General features: G+C 70.7%; 14 protein-coding genes and 1 pseudogene. 9 read left to right on the forward strand and 6 right to left on the reverse strand.

Annotated features, from left to right (window positions below; all coding sequences use genetic code 11):
- On the reverse strand, positions 1 to 248 hold a 248-nt coding region (locus tag F3J18_RS37915; RefSeq protein ID WP_205195610.1), incomplete at its 3' end, for a hypothetical protein.
- A 5-nt stretch (positions 249 to 253) separates the two neighbouring features.
- Here F3J18_RS37915 and F3J18_RS28925 point away from each other — a divergent pair.
- Entirely contained in the window at positions 254 to 1,465 is a 1,212-nt protein-coding gene (locus F3J18_RS28925) for an alanine--glyoxylate aminotransferase family protein (protein WP_025101923.1), read from the forward strand.
- 118 nt (positions 1,466 to 1,583) lie between these two features.
- On the opposite strand, the gene F3J18_RS28930 is transcribed toward F3J18_RS28925, so the two are convergent.
- The gene (locus F3J18_RS28930; RefSeq protein ID WP_025101924.1) at positions 1,584 to 2,801 is read right to left on the reverse strand and encodes an MFS transporter; all 1,218 of its coding nucleotides are present in this window, start codon (positions 2,799 to 2,801) and stop codon (positions 1,584 to 1,586) included.
- A 290-nt stretch (positions 2,802 to 3,091) separates the two neighbouring features.
- Here F3J18_RS28930 and xdhA point away from each other — a divergent pair, with 290 nt between their 5' ends.
- The 5 genes from xdhA to F3J18_RS28955 all read left to right on the forward strand — a co-directional run bounded on the left by xdhA (position 3,092) and on the right by F3J18_RS28955 (position 9,108).
- Positions 3,092 to 4,633 (forward strand): xanthine dehydrogenase small subunit, encoded by a 1,542-nt coding sequence (gene xdhA, locus F3J18_RS28935; RefSeq protein WP_166915573.1) that lies wholly within the window; start codon positions 3,092 to 3,094, stop codon positions 4,631 to 4,633.
- A gap of 23 nt (positions 4,634 to 4,656) precedes the next feature.
- On the forward strand, positions 4,657 to 7,017 hold the full coding sequence (gene xdhB, locus F3J18_RS28940; RefSeq protein WP_025101926.1) for a xanthine dehydrogenase molybdopterin binding subunit: 2,361 nt from the start codon (positions 4,657 to 4,659) through the stop codon (positions 7,015 to 7,017).
- 74 nt (positions 7,018 to 7,091) lie between these two features.
- Positions 7,092 to 7,622, forward strand: a complete 531-nt coding sequence (gene xdhC, locus F3J18_RS28945) for a xanthine dehydrogenase accessory protein XdhC (protein WP_205195983.1) — start codon at positions 7,092 to 7,094, stop codon at positions 7,620 to 7,622.
- A 150-nt stretch (positions 7,623 to 7,772) separates the two neighbouring features.
- Positions 7,773 to 8,591, forward strand: a complete 819-nt coding sequence (locus tag F3J18_RS28950) for a substrate-binding domain-containing protein (protein WP_240154758.1) — start codon at positions 7,773 to 7,775, stop codon at positions 8,589 to 8,591.
- Between the two features lie 100 nt (positions 8,592 to 8,691).
- Positions 8,692 to 9,108 carry a polyketide cyclase gene (locus F3J18_RS28955; RefSeq protein ID WP_166915575.1) on the forward strand — a complete coding sequence of 139 codons (417 nt, stop codon included), beginning with the start codon at positions 8,692 to 8,694 and terminating at the stop codon, positions 9,106 to 9,108.
- A gap of 38 nt (positions 9,109 to 9,146) precedes the next feature.
- Here the strand turns inward: F3J18_RS28955 and F3J18_RS28960 are convergent, their stop codons facing one another.
- The 3 genes from F3J18_RS28960 to F3J18_RS28970 form a co-directional block, all read right to left on the reverse strand.
- On the reverse strand, positions 9,147 to 10,124 hold the full coding sequence (locus F3J18_RS28960) for a LysR family transcriptional regulator (protein ID WP_166915577.1): 978 nt from the start codon (positions 10,122 to 10,124) through the stop codon (positions 9,147 to 9,149).
- Positions 10,125 to 10,229: 105 nt separating this feature from the next.
- Positions 10,230 to 10,868, reverse strand: coding sequence for a 2-hydroxychromene-2-carboxylate isomerase (locus tag F3J18_RS28965; RefSeq protein WP_047835899.1), 639 nt, complete (start codon positions 10,866 to 10,868; stop codon positions 10,230 to 10,232).
- A 100-nt stretch (positions 10,869 to 10,968) separates the two neighbouring features.
- Positions 10,969 to 12,459, reverse strand: a complete 1,491-nt coding sequence (locus tag F3J18_RS28970; protein ID WP_166915578.1) for a TAXI family TRAP transporter solute-binding subunit — start codon at positions 12,457 to 12,459, stop codon at positions 10,969 to 10,971.
- A 423-nt stretch (positions 12,460 to 12,882) separates the two neighbouring features.
- Between F3J18_RS28970 and F3J18_RS28975 the strand changes: the two genes are divergently transcribed.
- A complete protein-coding gene (locus F3J18_RS28975) occupies positions 12,883 to 13,239 on the forward strand; it encodes a BON domain-containing protein (RefSeq protein ID WP_025101933.1) in 357 nt (118 codons plus the stop codon).
- Between the two features lie 235 nt (positions 13,240 to 13,474).
- On the opposite strand, the gene F3J18_RS28980 is transcribed toward F3J18_RS28975, so the two are convergent.
- Positions 13,475 to 14,263, reverse strand: a complete 789-nt coding sequence (locus F3J18_RS28980; protein ID WP_166915580.1) for a sulfite exporter TauE/SafE family protein — start codon at positions 14,261 to 14,263, stop codon at positions 13,475 to 13,477.
- Positions 14,264 to 14,435: 172 nt separating this feature from the next.
- Here F3J18_RS28980 and F3J18_RS28985 point away from each other — a divergent pair, with 172 nt between their 5' ends.
- Positions 14,436 to 15,347, forward strand: a complete 912-nt coding sequence (locus F3J18_RS28985; protein WP_166915582.1) for a LysR family transcriptional regulator — start codon at positions 14,436 to 14,438, stop codon at positions 15,345 to 15,347.
- Between the two features lie 609 nt (positions 15,348 to 15,956).
- Positions 15,957 to 16,586 (forward strand): annotated as a pseudogene (locus F3J18_RS28990) (hypothetical protein); the annotation flags it as partial.

Genomic DNA, 16,586 nt, shown 5'->3' on the forward strand with positions numbered 1-16,586 from the left:
TGCCGGCCGATCGGCCCGGTTCGGCGCGCCCCGCGCGCGGCGCCGCGTGGATTCGCGCCATGCATACGCAGGCATTCGCGGTGCGCATGATGTACCTGCATCGATTGCATGAAGCCGGCCGGCGCCTCGCTCGCCGCGCGCCCGGCAACGGCGCGCACCGGCACGGGGCTTGCACGCGGGCCCGGTTCGCGGAATGATCGAAGGTTCCGGCGCGCCCGCGCCATGTTTCCCTCGTTCCTGCCGCTCAACGCCCATGTCCCATAACGATTACTCGCCGATTCCCTGCCCCGTGGTGGTCCCGCTCGACGCGATCCTGCCCGAGGAACCGCTCCTGATGATGGGGGCCGGCCCCGTGCCGATCCCGGCCGCGGTCGCCAAGGCGAACGCGATCGTGATCAACCACCTCGGCGCGACCATGTCGAAGATCATCGAACAGGTCAAGGAGATGGCGCGCTACGTGTTCCAGACGCGCTCCAAGTGGGTGCTCGGCGTGGCAGGCCCCGGCTCCGCCGCGATGGAGATGGCGATCTCGAACCTGGCCTGGCGCGGCACGCGCGTGCTGTCGATCCGCAACGGCTTCTTCAGCGCGCGGATGGCCGAGATGGCCACCCGCATCGGCGCCGAGGTCAGCTACCTCGACGTGCCCGATCGCGAGGCCGCGAGCCTCGAGGCGGTGGCCGCGGCGATCGCGCGCGAGCGGCCCGAGATCGTCACCATCGTCCACGGCGAGACCTCGAACACGGTCTGGAACAGCCAGTTGAAGGAGATCGCGGCGCTGGCCAAGGCGGCCGGCGCGCTGGTGGTGGTGGACGCGGTCTGCACGCTGTCGACCATGCCGCTCGAGATGGATGCCTGGGGCATCGACGCGGTGATCACGGGCGGCCAGAAGGGGCTGTCCTCGATTCCCGGCGTGTCGCTGGTGGCCTTCTCCGAGGACGCCTGGGAGCGCACCAAGCAGCGCCCCGAGCTGAACGCGCACTGGTGCCTCGACATGTCGCTGGCCGAGAACTTCTGGCACAAGGCCGGTTATCACTACACCGCGCCGGTCTCGGGCGTGCTGGCGCTGCACGAGGCGCTGCGCCTGGTCTGCCAGGAAACCCTGGAAAGCCGCTACGCGCGCCACCAGCGCTGCTCGCTGGCGCTGCAGGCGGGCGTCACCGCGCTCGGGCTGGAACTCTACGCGCCCGAAGCCTGCCGGCTCAATTCGGTGGTCGGCATCCGCGCCCCGGAAGGGCTCACGCCGAGCCTGATCTGCGGCCATATCTCCAAGCAGTACCAGGTCGAGATCTCCGGCTCGTTCGGGCCGCCGATCGTGCGGATCGGCCAGATGGGCGAGCAGTGCCGCGAACACAACCTGTTCCGCACGCTGCATGCCTTCGGGCGCACCATGGTCGACCTGAAGGTGCCGGTGGACCTGTCGGGCGGCGTCGCCGCGCTGGAGCAGGCGCTGTCGAACCGCCTGTAGGCCATGACCGGCGCTGGCGCCTGCGGTAAAGGGAGCGGCGCCTGCCGTCCCGCGCACCGATGAAAAAACGGCGGCGAGCCCTCGGGGCCGCCGCCGTTTTTCATGCCCGCCCGCCGCGTCAGGCGGTGGCGCCGGTTCGTGCGCCGGGACGCGCCTGCCGCTGGTAGAGCAGGATCGACAGCGCCACGCCGGCCGCCGAGGCCACCGCCGCGAACAGGAACACCTGCGGATAGCCGAATTCGCCGGCCACGTAGCCCGCCAGCGGCCCCGTCACGCCCAGCGAGAGGTCGAGGAACACCGAATAGGCCGACAGCGCCGCGCCGCGGCTGGCCGGCGGCACCAGGGCCACGGCCTCGACGCCGAGCGCCGGGAAGATCAGCGCGAAACCGAAGCCGGTCAGCGCGGCGCCGGCCAGCGCGACGTGCGGCACCGGGGCCAGCCAGAGCAGCAGCAGGCCCAGGCACTCGACCACGAAGGAGACGATCGCCACCCGGAAGCCGCCGTAATTCTTGATGGTGTTGGCGAACAGCAGGCGCGAGCCGATGAACAGCAGGCCGAACACGGTCAGCGACAGCGCCGCGTTGGGCCAGTGGCGCGCCGCGTAGTAGAGCGCGATGAAGGTCGAGATCGAGCCGAAGCCGGCCGAGCCGAGCGCCAGGCCGATGCCGTGCGGCAGCACGCGCGTGAACACGCTGGCATAGGACATGCGCTCGCCGTGCACCACCGGCACCGGCGCCAGGCGCTGCGCGAACCAGTAGCCGAGCGCGGCCAGCGCCAGCATCAGCACGCCGAGCAAGGCCGCGTTGAGCGTATGCGCGATCGCCACGCCCAGCGGCGCGCCGATCGCCAGCGCGCCGTAGGTGGCGATGCCGTTCCAGGAGATCACGCGCGCGTTGTTGCTGACGCCCACGCGGCCGATGCCCCACAGGATCGCGCCGGTGCCCACCAGGCTCTCGCCGACGCCGAGCACCAGGCGGCTGGCCACCAGCAGCACCAGGCTCACCGCCGGCCAGTGCGCGAACAGCAGCGCCACCAGCAGCAGCGCGCCGCTCGCGCCGCAGCCGAGCAGGCCGCGCAGCACCGTGCGCTTCGGGCCCAGCGTGTCGGCGCAGCGTCCCGCCAGCGGCCGCGAGGCCAGCGTCGCCAGGTACTGCACGCTGATCGCCGCGCCCGCGATCACCGCCGACAAGCCCAGCTCCTCGTGCACGAAGCCCGGCAGTACCGCCAGCGGCAGGCCGATCGTCAGGTAGCAGACGAAGGTGAAGGAGACGACGGACAGGATCTGCAGCATCGTCGAGGCGCCGCTGCGCGGGGTCGAAGCAGAATCGGATGACATGTGGGTGGAATCCAGCGGGGAGGGACAGAACAGCGTGTCCGTAGAAACCCGAATTGTTGCATGGAACCGATCCCGGCGCATGGACCGCTTAGTTAAGTCCGTCCCGGCTGTGGCGCGATCGCTGCGTCCCGATATTGGCGCGACAGTATGAGCCGCATGCGTGTCGCGCTATGGGTTGCGAATTTCGGCGGTGATAGCTTGCGGGGCATAGACTCGGCAATGGCGCCATCGCCTTGCGGCCCGGCCCGGGCCGCCCGAGATTCCCCGCGATTCCAACCCAGCGACACCCGATGAGCCAGCCGATCCGTTTCTATCATCGCCAGGCGATCCGCGAAGTCAGCGGCGCCGACGTGACCCGCACCGTCCTGCAGTACCTGCGCGAGGATGCGCATTGCACCGGCACCAAGGAGGGCTGCGCCGAAGGCGACTGCGGCGCCTGCACCGTGGTGGTCGGCGAGCTGAACGCCGCCGGCGGCGTCGAATTCAAGGCCGTCAACGCCTGCATCCAGTTCCTGCCCACCCTCGACGGCCGCGCGCTCTACACCGTCGAGGACCTGCGCCAGCCCGACGGCTCGCTGCACCCGGTGCAGCAGGCGATGGTCGACTGCCACGGCTCGCAATGCGGTTTCTGCACGCCCGGCTTCGTGATGTCGATGTGGGCGCTCTACGAGAAGCACGGCGGCGCGGCGCGCGCCTGCGGGGCCGCCGGTGGCGCCTGCGCGGCGCCCACGCGCACCGAGATCGCCGACGCGCTGACCGGCAACCTGTGCCGCTGCACCGGCTATCGGCCGATCGTCGATGCCGCCGAGCGCATGTTCGAGATGGCATCGCCCGCCGCGCCCGCCGCGCCTGTCGACGAGGCCGCGCTGGCGCGTACCCTGGCCACGCTGCGCCGCGAGGACACCTTCCACTACGAGCACGCCGGCCGCAGCTTCGACGCGCCGCGCGAGCTCGACGCGCTGGCCGCGCTGCGCGCCGCCAGGCCCGAGGCGCGCCTGCTGGCCGGCAGCACCGACATCGGCCTGTGGGTCACCAAGCAGTTGCGCGACATCGGCGACCTGATCTACCTCGGGCAGGTGGCCGAGCTGCGCCGGCTGGAGGCACGCGACGGCTGGCTGGAGATCGGCGCCGGGGTGAGCGTCGAGCAGGCCTATGCCGCGCTCGCCGGGCACTATCCCGAACTGACCGAGATGTGGAAGCGCTTCGCCTCGCTGCCGATCCGCAATGCCGGCACGCTGGGCGGCAACGTCGCCAACGGCTCGCCGATCGGCGACTCGATGCCGGGCCTGATCGCGCTCGGCGCGCGGGTGGTGCTGCGCGGGCCCGAGGCCTCGCGCGAGCTGGCGCTGGAGGACTTCTACCTCGCCTACCAGAAGAAGGACATGGCCGCCGACGAGTTCGTCGCCGCGCTGCGCGTGCCGCTGCGCACCGGCGAGCGCGAGCGGCTGCGGTTCCGCACCTACAAGCTCTCGAAGCGCTTCGACTCGGACATCTCGGCGGTCTGCGCGGCCTTCGCCTTCATCGCCGACGGCGAGACCATTCGCGAGCCGCGCATCGCCTTCGGCGGCATGGCCGCCACGCCCAGGCGCGCCGGCCACGTGGAGGCGGTGCTGGACGGCGCGCTCTGGCACGAGGCCAGCGCCCAGGCCGCGATGCAGGCCTTCGAACGCGATTACGCGCCGCTGTCCGACATGCGCGCCACCAACACCTACCGGCTCGAGGCCGCCCGCAACCTGCTCTACCGCTTCTGGCTGGAGACGCGCCCGGACGCGCCGCTCGCGCCCGAGGCGCTGAACGTGCGTTGCGTGGCCGCCGCGCCGGCCGGCGCCTGAGCCCGGGATAGGGAGACTTCATCATGAATCAGCAAGCCGAACCGTTCCTGCAGGATCTCGATTTCCGCCAGGTCCATGTCTCGCGTCCGCACGAATCCGCGCACCTGCACGTGAGCGGACGCGCCACCTATACCGACGACATCCCGGTCGCCGCCGGCACCCTGCATGCCGCGCTCGGGCTCAGCAGCCAGGCCCACGCGCGCATCGTCTCGACCGACCTGGAGGCGGTGCGCGCCACCCCGGGCGTGGTGGCGGTGTTCACCGCCGACGACATCCCCGGCGTCAACGACTGCGGCCCGATCCTGCACGACGACCCGGTGCTGGCCGACGGCCTGGTGCAGTTCGTCGGCCAGCCGATCTTCATCGTGGTCGCCACCTCGCACGAGGTGGCGCGGCTCGCCGCGCGGCGCGGCAAGATCGAATACGAGGCGTTGCCGGCGATCCTCACCGCGCAGGAGGCGCGCGCCGCGCAGTCCTACGTGCTGCCGCCGATGCGCCTGGCGCGCGGCGACGCCGCCGCGAGGGCCGCCGCGGCCGCCTTCCACGACGCCGGCGAGATGACGCTGGGCGGCCAGGAACAGTTCTACCTGGAAGGCCAGATCGCCTACGCGGTGCCCAAGGACGACGACGGCATGCACGTGCACTGCTCGACCCAGCACCCCAGCGAGATGCAGCACCTGGTGGCGCACGTGCTCGGCGTGGCCTCGCACAACGTGCTGGTGGAATGCCGGCGCATGGGCGGCGGCTTCGGCGGCAAGGAATCGCAGTCCGGCATCTTCGCCTGCTGCGCCGCGGTGGCGGCCTGGAAGCTGCTGTGCCCGGTCAAGCTGCGTCCCGACCGCGACGATGACATGATGATCACCGGCAAGCGGCACGACTTCCACTACCGCTACGAGGTCGGCTACGACGCGAGCGGGCGCATCGACGGCGTGTCGGTCGACATGACCTCGCGATGCGGCTTCTCGGCCGACCTGTCGGGCCCGGTGATGACGCGCGCGGTCTGCCATTTCGACAATGCCTACTGGCTGCCCGACGTGACGATCGCCGGCCATTGCGGCAAGACCAACACGCAGTCGAACACCGCGTTCCGCGGCTTCGGCGGCCCGCAGGGCGCGTTCGCGATCGAGTACATCATCGACAACGTGGCGCGCTCGCTGGATCTCGATCCGCTCGACGTGCGCTACCGGAACCTCTACGGCAAGGACGCCGACAACGTCACGCCCTACGGGCAGACCATCGAGGACAACGTGCTGCACGAGCTGCTCGGCGAGCTCGAGGCGACCAGCGGCTATCGCGCGCGCCGCGCCGCGGTGCGCGAGTTCAACGCGGCCAACGCGGTGCTGAAGAAGGGCATCGCGATCACGCCGGTCAAGTTCGGGATCGCCTTCAACGTCGCCCACTTCAACCAGGCCGGCGCGCTGGTGCATATCTATACCGACGGCTCGATCCTGGTGAACCACGGCGGCACCGAGATGGGCCAGGGGCTCAACACCAAGGTCGCGCAGGTGGTGGCGCACGAGCTCGGCGTCGCGTTCGGCCGGGTGCGGGTGACAGCCACCGATACCAGCAAGGTCGCCAATACCTCGGCCACCGCCGCCTCGACCGGCTCGGACCTGAACGGCAAGGCCGCCCAGGATGCCGCGCGCCAGTTGCGCGAACGGCTGGCGAGCTTCGCCGCCGAGAAGCTCGGCGAGGGCCGGCTGGCCGCCTCGGAGGTGCGCTTCGTCAACGACACGGTCTGGCTCGGCGACACCGCGCTGCCGTTCGGCGAGGTGGTGGCCAAGGCCTACCTGGCGCGCGTGCAGCTGTGGTCCGACGGTTTCTACGCCACGCCCAAGCTGTACTGGGACCAGGCGAAGCTGCAGGGGCGGCCGTTCTTCTACTACGCCTACGGCGCGGCCGTCAGCGAGGTGGTGATCGACACGCTGACCGGCGAGATGCGGGTGCTGCGCGTCGATGCGCTGCACGACGTGGGCGCCTCGCTGAACCCGGCGCTCGACAAGGGGCAGGTGGAGGGCGCCTTCATCCAGGGCATGGGCTGGCTGACCACCGAGGAGCTGTGGTGGAACGCGGGCGGCAAGCTGATGACGCATGCCCCTTCGACCTACAAGATCCCGACCGTCAACGACACGCCGCCCGAGTTCAAGGTCGAGCTGTTCCGCAACCGCAACGTCGAGGACAGCATCCACCGCTCCAAGGCGGTCGGCGAGCCGCCGCTGCTGCTGCCGTTCTCGGTGTTCTTCGCGGTGCGCGACGCGGTGGCCGCGGTCGGCGACTATCGCGTGCAGCCGCCGCTGAACGCGCCGGCCACCGGCGAGGCGATCCTCAAGGCGGTGCAGGCGGTGCGTGCCGCGCGCATCGAGGCCGAGGGGGCGCGCACATGAACCCGTCCGCTCGCCTCGCGACGCCGGCGCCGCTGGCCGGCCGGCAGCGCGGCGCGGTTGCACGCCCGGCGCCGATGCACGTGGTGCTGTTCGGCGCCGGCCATGTCGGCCATGCGCTGGTCGCGCTGCTCGCGCACCTGCCCTGCCTGGTGCAATGGGTCGACACGCGCGACGAATGCTTTCCCGACGAGGTGCCGCCCAACGTGCAGCCCGAGCCGACCGACACGCCCGACGCGGTGGTCGACGCGGCGCCGCCGGGCAGCTACTTCCTGGTCATGACGCACAACCACGCGCTCGATTTCGCGCTGGCCGAGCGGATCCTGCGCCGCGACGACTTCGCCTACTTCGGCATGATCGGCTCGCGCACCAAGCGCGTGAAGTTCGAGCGGCGGCTGATCGATCGCGGCGTCGCGCCCGAGCACGTGGCCGACATGGTCTGCCCGATCGGCGTGAGCGGGATCGTCGACAAGGCGCCGCCGGCGATCGCGGTGGCGGTCTGCGCCGAGCTGCTGCAGGCCCGCAACGGCGCCGCGCGCGCCTGGCGCAAGACGGCGGCGACCGATCCGGCCGCCTTGTCGGGGGTCTTGCTGCTCGGCGATATCTAGGCCGGCGAGGGCGGCCGGCAGGGCGGCGCGGCGTGTTTCGGCCGGCGCTTGTCATTCCGGCGCGGCCGCCCCTTTTCAAACCCGCGCGTTTTCGCGAAGATAGCCGGCACCGTTTCCCTGACACGGCCGCCACGGCCGCTTCCGACAACAATGCCGAGACATCCCGAATCCCCGCGCGGCCGCGCCGCGCTCGCCGTCTTCACCACCTTCACCCTGGGCCTGGCCGCCGCGTTCGGCGGCGCGATCTCCCCCGCCGGCGCCGCCGAGCTGCACGTGATGAATTCCGGCGGCTTCACCGCTGCCTACCAGCGCCTCGCGCCGAAATTCACGGCCGCCAGCGGCGACACGCTCGACATCATCTACGGCCCCTCGATGGGCGAGACCCCACAGGCGATCCCGAACCGCCTCGCGCGCGGCGAGCCGGCCGACGTGGTGATCATGGTCGGCTACGCGCTCGACAAGCTGATCGCGGCCGGCAAGGTGCGCGCCGACTCGCGCGTGGAGCTGGCCGATTCGCGGATCGGCGCGGTGGTGAAGGCCGGCGCGCCGGTGCCCGATGTCGGCACGCCCGAGGCGCTCAAGGCCGCGCTGCTGGCCGCGCCCTCGGTGGCCTACTCGGACAGCGCGAGCGGCGTCTATATCGAACACGAGCTGTTCGACAAGCTCGGCATCGCCGCGCAGTTGAAGCCCCGGGCGACCAAGGTGCCGCGCGTGCCGGTCGCCTCCAAGGTGGCCGACGGCACCTACGCGCTGGGCTTCCAGCAGGTCGCCGAGCTGCTGCCGGTGCCGGGCGTGAGCTTCGCCGGGCGGATCCCCGAATCGCTGCAGTCGGTGACCCGCTACGCGGCCGGCATTCCGGTCGGCGCGCCGCATCCCGCCGAGGCGCGCAAGCTGCTCGAGTTCCTCGCCTCGCCGGCCGCGCGCGCCGACGTGGAGGCCACCGGGCTCGATCCGGTCGCCGCGCATTGAGCCGGGCGCGGGCTTCGCCGCATTCCTGCTATCGTCTGCCGTACCGTTCAACCCCAGGCGGCCGCCTCGCGCGGCCGCTTGTCTTTTCCGTGGACTGCCGATGAGCGATTGCGCTTCCTACTTCGACATGATCGTGGCGAGCTGCGCCGAGATCGAGGCCTGGCTGGCCGGCACCTCGCACGGCGAGGCCGCGCTCGACGCGCTGATGGCGCGCTTCGCGCCGTCCTTCACGATGATCGGCACCGACGGCTCGCAGCTCGACCGGGCCGCCACGCGCGCGTTGTTCGCGCGGCTGTCCGGCGTCAAGCCGGGGCTCGCGATCAGCTTCTCGGCGATGCGCGTGATTGCCGCCTGGGACGGCGGCGCGGCGATCGGCTATGACGAGCACCAGCGCGATGCGAGCGGCCCGCTGCGCTCGCGGCGCTCGACGGCGGTGCTTTCGCGCGAGGCGGACGACGGATCGAGCGGCGGCGAGATCCGCTGGGTCCATCTGCAGGAAACCTGGGTTGCAGCCTGATTCGTAGTCTGATTTGCGGCCTGATTCTCGCGGCCTGGTCAGGCCTTGGCGCGTGGTGAGCGTGGCTTGCGCGCGGCGGTCAGCGAATCGGAGACCGATTGCACCAGGGCGCGCAGCCAGGCGAGATCGGTGGGCCGGTCCGGCTGCGGATGCGCGAGCTGGTAGCACTGGATGCGCGGAAACGCGATCGGCGGCTCGGCGATCACCAGCGGCAGCATCTGCGCGTAGTGGGTGGCGAAGCGGCGCGTGGTGGTGAAGATCAGGTCCGATTGCAGCAGCACCTGCGGCACCACGCCGAAGTAGGGCAGGGTCGCGACGACGCGGCGCTCGAGCCCGGCGCGCGCCAGCCCGATCTCGATCGCATTGCGCGCCGCGCCGGTATAGGGCGTGGGCGCCAGGTGGGCCGCCGCCGCGTAGGCCTCGCGGGTGAGCGGCGCGTCGGCCAGCGGGTGCGTGTCGCGCATCAGGCAGACCACCGTGTCCGAGAACAGGCTGCTGCGCACGAAGCGCGGGTCCGGCCGCGGCCAGTTCGCGATCACCAGGTCGAGCTCGCCGGAGTCGAGCGCGGCCGCGTGGTCGAGCGCCGGATTCAGCGAATCGATCTCCAGTTGCGCGAGCGGCGCCGCCTCGCGAAAGCGCGCGATCAGGGTCGGCATGAAGAAATCGTTCAGGTAGTCGGGCGCGGCGATCCGGAAGCGGCGGCGCGAGCTGGCGGGATCGAACTCGCCATGCGGGGTGGCGATGAAGTCGACCTCGCGCAGCGCGCGTTGCGATGCCTCGAGCAGCGAGGCGCCGTATTCGGTCGGCACCATGCCCGACTTGCCGCGCACCAGGATCGGATCGTTGAGGATCTCGCGCAGCCGCCGCAGCGCGGTGCTGACCGCCGGCTGGGTCTGGTTCAGGCGCAGCGCCGCCTGGGTGACGCTGCGCTCCAGCAGCAGGGTGCGCAGCACCCGCACAAGCCAGATGTCGAGCGAGGCGGTGCGGCTGTCGGCGGTATCGTCGTCGGGAGGCATCGGCGGGGAGCGGGGGGCGTCGCGCCTACGATACCGGAGCCGCTCGCGCGCGCGGCCAGGCGCGCGCTATGCGCAGTATCAGGGCGGCGCGCTTGGGCGCGCGCGTCAGCGCCGGCCGGGCGGCAGCGTGCTGATGCGCTTCACTTCCTTCGATTCGAGCCAGTTCGGCGTGCGCGCGCAATACAGCACCATCGGCAGCGCGTCCTCGCCCCAGAACAGCTGGCGGTTCATCCAGAAGGTCGGCACGCCGAACACGCCGAGCGCGATCGCGTCCTGCGTATTGCGCTCCAGTTGTTCGCGGGTCTGCGCCGAATCCAGGCGCGGATCGTCGGGCGTCACGCCCACCCGTTCGCAGAGCGCGGCGAAACCCTCCTCGCTGGTCGGGTCGCGCCCTTCGCGCCAGATGAAGCGGAACATCTCGCGCACCGTGGCGAGATCGGCCGAGATCGCCACCGCGAGCCGCAGCGCCTGGGTCGAATCGAAGGGATGCGCGGGCGGCATGCGGAACGGGATGCCGAGCTGGTCGGCGCGGAACAGCGCGTGGCGGTAGGTGAACACGCGCTTGGCCGGCACGTCGTACATCGGACGCTGGCCCCAGTGATGCTGCAGCACCGGCAGCGAGACCGGCACCGGCTCGAACGGCATGCTCGGCCACTTGTCTTGCTGCTCGAGCAGCAGGTACGTGAACGGCGACAGGAAATCGTAATACCAGCGCGGCTGGCTGGCGTCGTGGCCCACGGTCATCTAGCAATCTCCTGTGCAAAGGCGCGGGGCCGCTGGGCCCACGAGCCGTCATGGTACGCAATGGCGAGCGCGATTGCAGCAATCGCGACGGGATGGCCGCTCAGGCGTCGCCCCGCGCCGGGCCCGGCGCGGCGGGGAAGGCCGGCACGGCATCGCGCGCGGGGTTGGCTTGGGAATCGACGGCGGAATCGGCCCCGGCCGCCGTTGCATCCGGTTGCCCGGCGGTGCCCGCCGCGCCGCGCGTGTCCTCCTGCGCGAGCAGGCGCTCGCGCACGAAGCCGATGTGCTCGCGCAGCACGTAGAACTGTCCCGCGTAGGCGAGCGGCATCTTCATCCGGTTGACCGAATCCTCCACGTCGTCGAGCTTCTCGAGCAGCACCAGCCGGTCGCGCGACGACAGCTCGCCCAGCGCGCTGCGCTCCAGCGTGATCAGCGCGCCGTACCAGCGGTAGATCCGCGAGCGCACGCGCCAGCCGTACAGCAGCGGCACGAAGCGCAGGCCCGGGATCAGCACCACCACCAGCGGCACCACGATCACCAGCAGCCGGTCGACCAGGCTCGCCACCCAGAACGGCAGTTGCCGGTACAGGAAGGTCTTGCCCGACTTGTAGTAGCGCGCGGCGTCGTCGGACAGCGGGATGCTGCTGTGCGTGACGGGCGAGGGGAATTCGCCGGCGCGCTGCAGGATCGTCGAATGGCCGTGCACCTCGCGCGCGGCCTCGATCAGCAGGTCCGACAGCGCCGGGTGCAGCGAGTCGCGCGCGATCAGCTCGACGGTCGGCGAGAGCGTGTGGATGTTGGTCGAGGGCAGGTTGGTGCCGGGGTCGTAGACGCCCATCGGCAGCGTGATGTCGGTCAGGTAGGAGAGCCGGCGCGCATAGGCCTCGGCCTGGGCGAACGAGTAGAAATGGATGCCGGGCGCGCGGAACAGCTTGGCCATCACCGGGATCTGGGTCGAGTCGCCGGACAGGAAGGCCGCGTCGATGCGGCCGTCGAGCAGCGCGTGGGCGGCATCCTCGCCGGCCAGCGGCAGCAGGCTGGTGGCGCCGCCCGGCACGATGCCGTTGAGCTTGAGCAGGGCCAGGCCGAGCTCGTGCGAGCCGCTGCCGTCGGGGCCGAGCGCGAGGCGCTTGCCGCGGAATTGCGAGAGCCGCTCGATCACCGGGCCGCGGTAGAGGATCGCGATCGGCACGTAGCCGACGCTGCCCAGCGACACCAGCTGGTCCGACTGCCCTTTCTGCTCCACGCCGCTCTGCACGAAGGCGACGTCCACGTGCCCGGCCGGATCGAGCAGGCGCTGCAGGTTCTGCGCCGAGCCTTCCGAGGGCAGCACCTCGAGCGTGATGCCGTTCTTGGCGAGGATGTGCTTGTACTTCTGCGCGGCCGACCAGTTGGTGCTGCCGGGCGGGCCCGCCGAGAGCGTCAGGTGGGTGGGCGGGGCCGGCTGGATCAGCCGGATCGCGAGCCAGATCGCCGCGGCGCCGAGCAGCAGCGCGGGGCCGAACGACATCGCGAGGTCGCGCCACGACACCGCGACGAAGCGGGCCAGGATCCGGTGCGGGCGACGGGAGCGGGGCGAACGGTCGTTCATCGGCTTGGATGCGGGGGCGGGATGGCGCGACGCGTCGCGGCGCGCCGGAATGGCTGCGATGGTACCCGAGTTCGCCGGCGCTGCGGCACGCCCGTGGCGGGATTCGGGAAGGTCCGGATGGCCCGGCGGGGCGGGGTTGATCCGGAGCGCAAATCCTTTGCGCTTCGCGTGCCGCTGGATTACATTGTGCGTCGCAGCCGCACCCTATCCGTCGCGGCGCGACCCGGCGTGAAACTCAAGCAGACCGGGCGCGCGTCGGAGCCGGTCCGGCAGTCCGGCCCGCCGCGCGCGCGCCGGGCGAACGCAGCGCCTCTCGCATGCTCCGTGAAAACGTCGGCCGACGGCATTCGTCGCCGGCCGTTGACTGGGGGTAGTGCGGCCGCCTTTTCGGTGCGGCCGTTTCCGGAATCACAAGGAGAAAACATGAAGTCGATCGTGTGGAAGGCACTGGGTAGCGCGGTGGTGGCAGCGCTGGTTTGCGGCAATGTCTATGCGCAGGCGAGCGATGCCGCCGCCGGCGCCTCGACGCCGGCCGCCGCGAAGGCCGCCAAGAAGGCGGCGCGCAAGGACAACCGCAAGCTCGGTTACGCGGTGCGCAAGGCCATCAGCAAGGCCGGCGGCATCGACGTGTCGAACATCACCGTCCGTTCGAAGGGCGGCGCGATCTCGCTGCAGGGCTCGGTGCCCGACGCGTCGCAGATCGACAAGGCCGGCGAAGCCGCCAAGGGCGTGGCGGGCGTCACCTCGGTCGACAACAAGTTGACCGTCCAGCAGCAGTAAGCCTCCCGCGCGGGGCGGCCGGGCCGCTCCGCCTGCGCATCCGGCGCCGTGCCCGCCTGGGCGGGCGCCGGCTCTCATTCGAGCCCCGGCCTTCCCTGCAGTTTTCTTCCCGCGTGGATCCCCTCGGGGCACGGTTCCCGCCCACGCTTCCCGCCTGGTTTCCCCTCGCTTTCTTCCCGCCAGCCTTTCTCTTGCCTGCGGACGTTCGCGCGCCTTGCCGCCTGTCGTGCCTGCCTCAGGACGTCACGAGCTTCAGCCCGACCAGCACCAGCGTGGCGGCCAGCAGGTTGCGCAGCAGCCGCTCGGGCGCGCGCGCCGACAGATGGCTGCCGGCCACGATGCCCGGCAGCGAGCCCAGCAGCAGCGAGACCAGCATCGACCAGTCGACCGAGCCGAGCAGCCAGTGGCCCATCCCGGCGACCAGGGTGAGCGGCACCGCGTGCGCGATATCGGAACCGACGATGCGCGTGGTCGACAGGGTCGGGTAGAGCAGCAGCAGCACCGTCACGCCGATCGCGCCAGCGCCCACCGAGGTCAGCGAGACCAGCACGCCGAGCACCACGCCGGTCAGCACCGTCAGCGTGATGGTGCGCAGCGGATTGGGGGCGAATGCGTGGCGCGAGGCGAAGGCGGCCAACTGCGGGCGGAATACCAGCGCCACCGAGGTCAGCAGCAACGCGGCGCCCAGCACCACCTGGATCAGCCGGTTGGTGGAGGCCGCGCCGAAGCCGTGCGCGTGCAGCATCCACAGCGTCACGGCGGCGGCCGGCACGCTGCCCGCCGCGAGCCGGCCGGTGATGCGCCAGTCGACCGTGCCCTTGGCGCCGTGCACCAGGGTGCCGGTCGCCTTGGTGGCGGCCGCGTAGAGCAGGTCGGTGCCGACCGCGGTGGCCGGATGCACGTTGAACAGCAGCACCAGGATCGGCGTCATCAGCGAGCCGCCGCCGACCCCCGTCAGGCCGACCAGGAAGCCGACGAACAGGCCGGAGACGGTGTACAGCAGATCGATATGGGGAAACGACATCGGCGGGGCTCGGAAGGTTGTGCGCGGGTCGGAACCCGGCATTGTCTCAAAACTGGCGCGTCGGCGTGGGAATCTCCGTCGCGGCGGCGGGGCCGGACCCGCATGCGCGCGCCGTGCATCGTCGCGGCCGGCTGCTATGCTGATTTGACGATCGTCGCGGGAGGGCATCTCGATGGACCGTCTGAGCGCCATGGAAACATTCGTCGCCGTCGTCGAGGCCGGCTCGTTCGCGGCGGCCGCGCGCCGGCTCGGGCTTGGCCCGGGCGCGGTCTCGCGGGCGGTGGCGGGGCTGGAACGGCAGGTCGGCGTGGCCCTGCTTTCGCGCGGCCCACGCGGGCTCGCGCCGAGCGAGGCCGGCCAGCATTATTACGAGCGCGCGCGCCGCCTGCTCGACGATGCGCAGGAAGCGGAGCAGGCCGCGCGCGGCGTCGGCGGGGGCCTGACCGGGACGCTGCGGGTGCTGGTGGCGGGCAGCTTCGCGCGCCTGCACGTGCTGCCCGCGATCCAGGGGTTCCTCGACGATCACCCCGATCTCACGGTCGAGCTGCTGCTCGACGATCGTCATACCGACCTGGCCGTCGAGCGCGTCGACGTCGCGTTGCGGATCGGCCATGCCGCGGGCGACGGCATGGCGGCCTCGCGCAAGATCGGCGAGAGCCCGCGGCGGGTGGTCGGTTCGCAGGCCTATCTGCGGCGTGCCGGGCTGCCGCGCACGCCCGAGGATCTGGCCCGGCACCAGGTGGTGGTGCTGGACCGGCGCGTCGGCGGCGCGGCCTGGAAATTCCGGCGTCACGGCAGCGAGTTGATGGTGGAGACCTCGGGCCGGCTGCGCGTGCGCGAGGCCGAAGGCGTGCGGGCCGCCGCGCTGGCCGGGCTGGGCCTGGCGATCGGCTCGGAATGGCTGTTCGCCGACGCGCTGCGCGACGCTCGCCTGCTTAGCGTGCTCGATGACTGGACGCTGCCGCCCGTCGAACTGTGGGCCGTGTTTCCGGCCGGGCGCCTCGCACCATCGCGCGCGCGGGCCTTCGTCGCCTTCGTCGAGGCGATGCTCGGCGTGGCGGCCGCCTCGCGTGCCGCCGCCTGAGTGCTTCGCGCAAGGGCGGGCGGCTTTTATTGATCCGACGATAACGTTAGAAGTTTAAGAAAATTCAATTCGCCGATTTGAATTGGCGGAGCCTGCCGGCGTCGATTATCGTGATTGAGGTGGTGGCGATGATTGAAACGGATGTTCGGGAATTTATTTAAAAAATAATTCGATTCAGTCGCGGATTTTTTATTGATGAATGAACTGCGATCGCACTGGGCAGGCGCTCAGAAGGTGGGTCTGGACTCGATGCGGAACGGGTCGAGCCTCGCGCATGAGCAGATCTTGATGAATTATTTGTGAGAGTTCAGGGAAAAGTACTGTAATTTTTTACGGGAATTTTGTCGACCTGGATTCGAATCGTTACGCACGCCGAGCGTAACGTTCCATTCGCTTGTTACGTTACGCGAACGATTTTCCGATGCGTAGCGCAAGGCCTGCTCGTCGTCGCGAATTTGCTCCGACGATACTTGGCAGTCCGATCCCGACGATTTGTTCGACGAAACGCGCCGTTGTCGATTGCGCCGGTGCGTTGGCACGGACCCTGCAGTGCAGTCTGCCGCATGACCGCTTTACCCGACGGCAGGACCAACTGACATGGGGTCACAAATGAAACAACACTTCAAGTTGTCGAGCATCGCGCTTTCGGCGGCGACGGCATTCGGTCTCGCGGCGGCAGCGCCGGCGATGGCCGATGTCGGCAACATCGTCACCGGGCTGGGGGCCAATCTGAATCTGAACAGCTCGCTCAATGCGAGCGGTGCTTCGCTGGGCGCCCTCGGCAGCCTGGCCGGCACCTCGCTGGGCGTGAATGCCGCGCTCAATCCGAGCGTGGGCGCCGAACTCAAGCTGACGGCCAATGGCGCCACCCTCCTCGACCTGTCGCTGGGCAACGCCATCGGACCGCTCAAGTCCTCGCTCGGCGGCCTGGTGAGCACGGTCGAGGGACTCGCGCAGAACACGCCGCTGGCCGGCGTGATCAGCGGACTGCAGACCGTCGTGACGAATCCCGCCGGCGCGTTGACGGGCGTGCTGAGCACGGCGACCGGCGCGCTATCGACCGGCGCGGGCGCCCTGACGGGCGGCCTCGGGGCCGTCACGACCGGCCTCGGCACGGTGACGAGCACGGCGGCCGGTGCCCTGTCGGGCGGCGCCACGGCGCTGGCCGGCGGCCTCACCACGGTGGCCGGCACGGCCACCGGCGCGCTGACCACCGGGTTGGGCACCGCGACGGGGGCG

Origin of the sequence: Burkholderia sp. Ax-1720 (assembly GCF_011753035.1) — a bacterium.
Classification (GTDB): domain Bacteria; phylum Pseudomonadota; class Gammaproteobacteria; order Burkholderiales; family Burkholderiaceae; genus Burkholderia; species Burkholderia gladioli.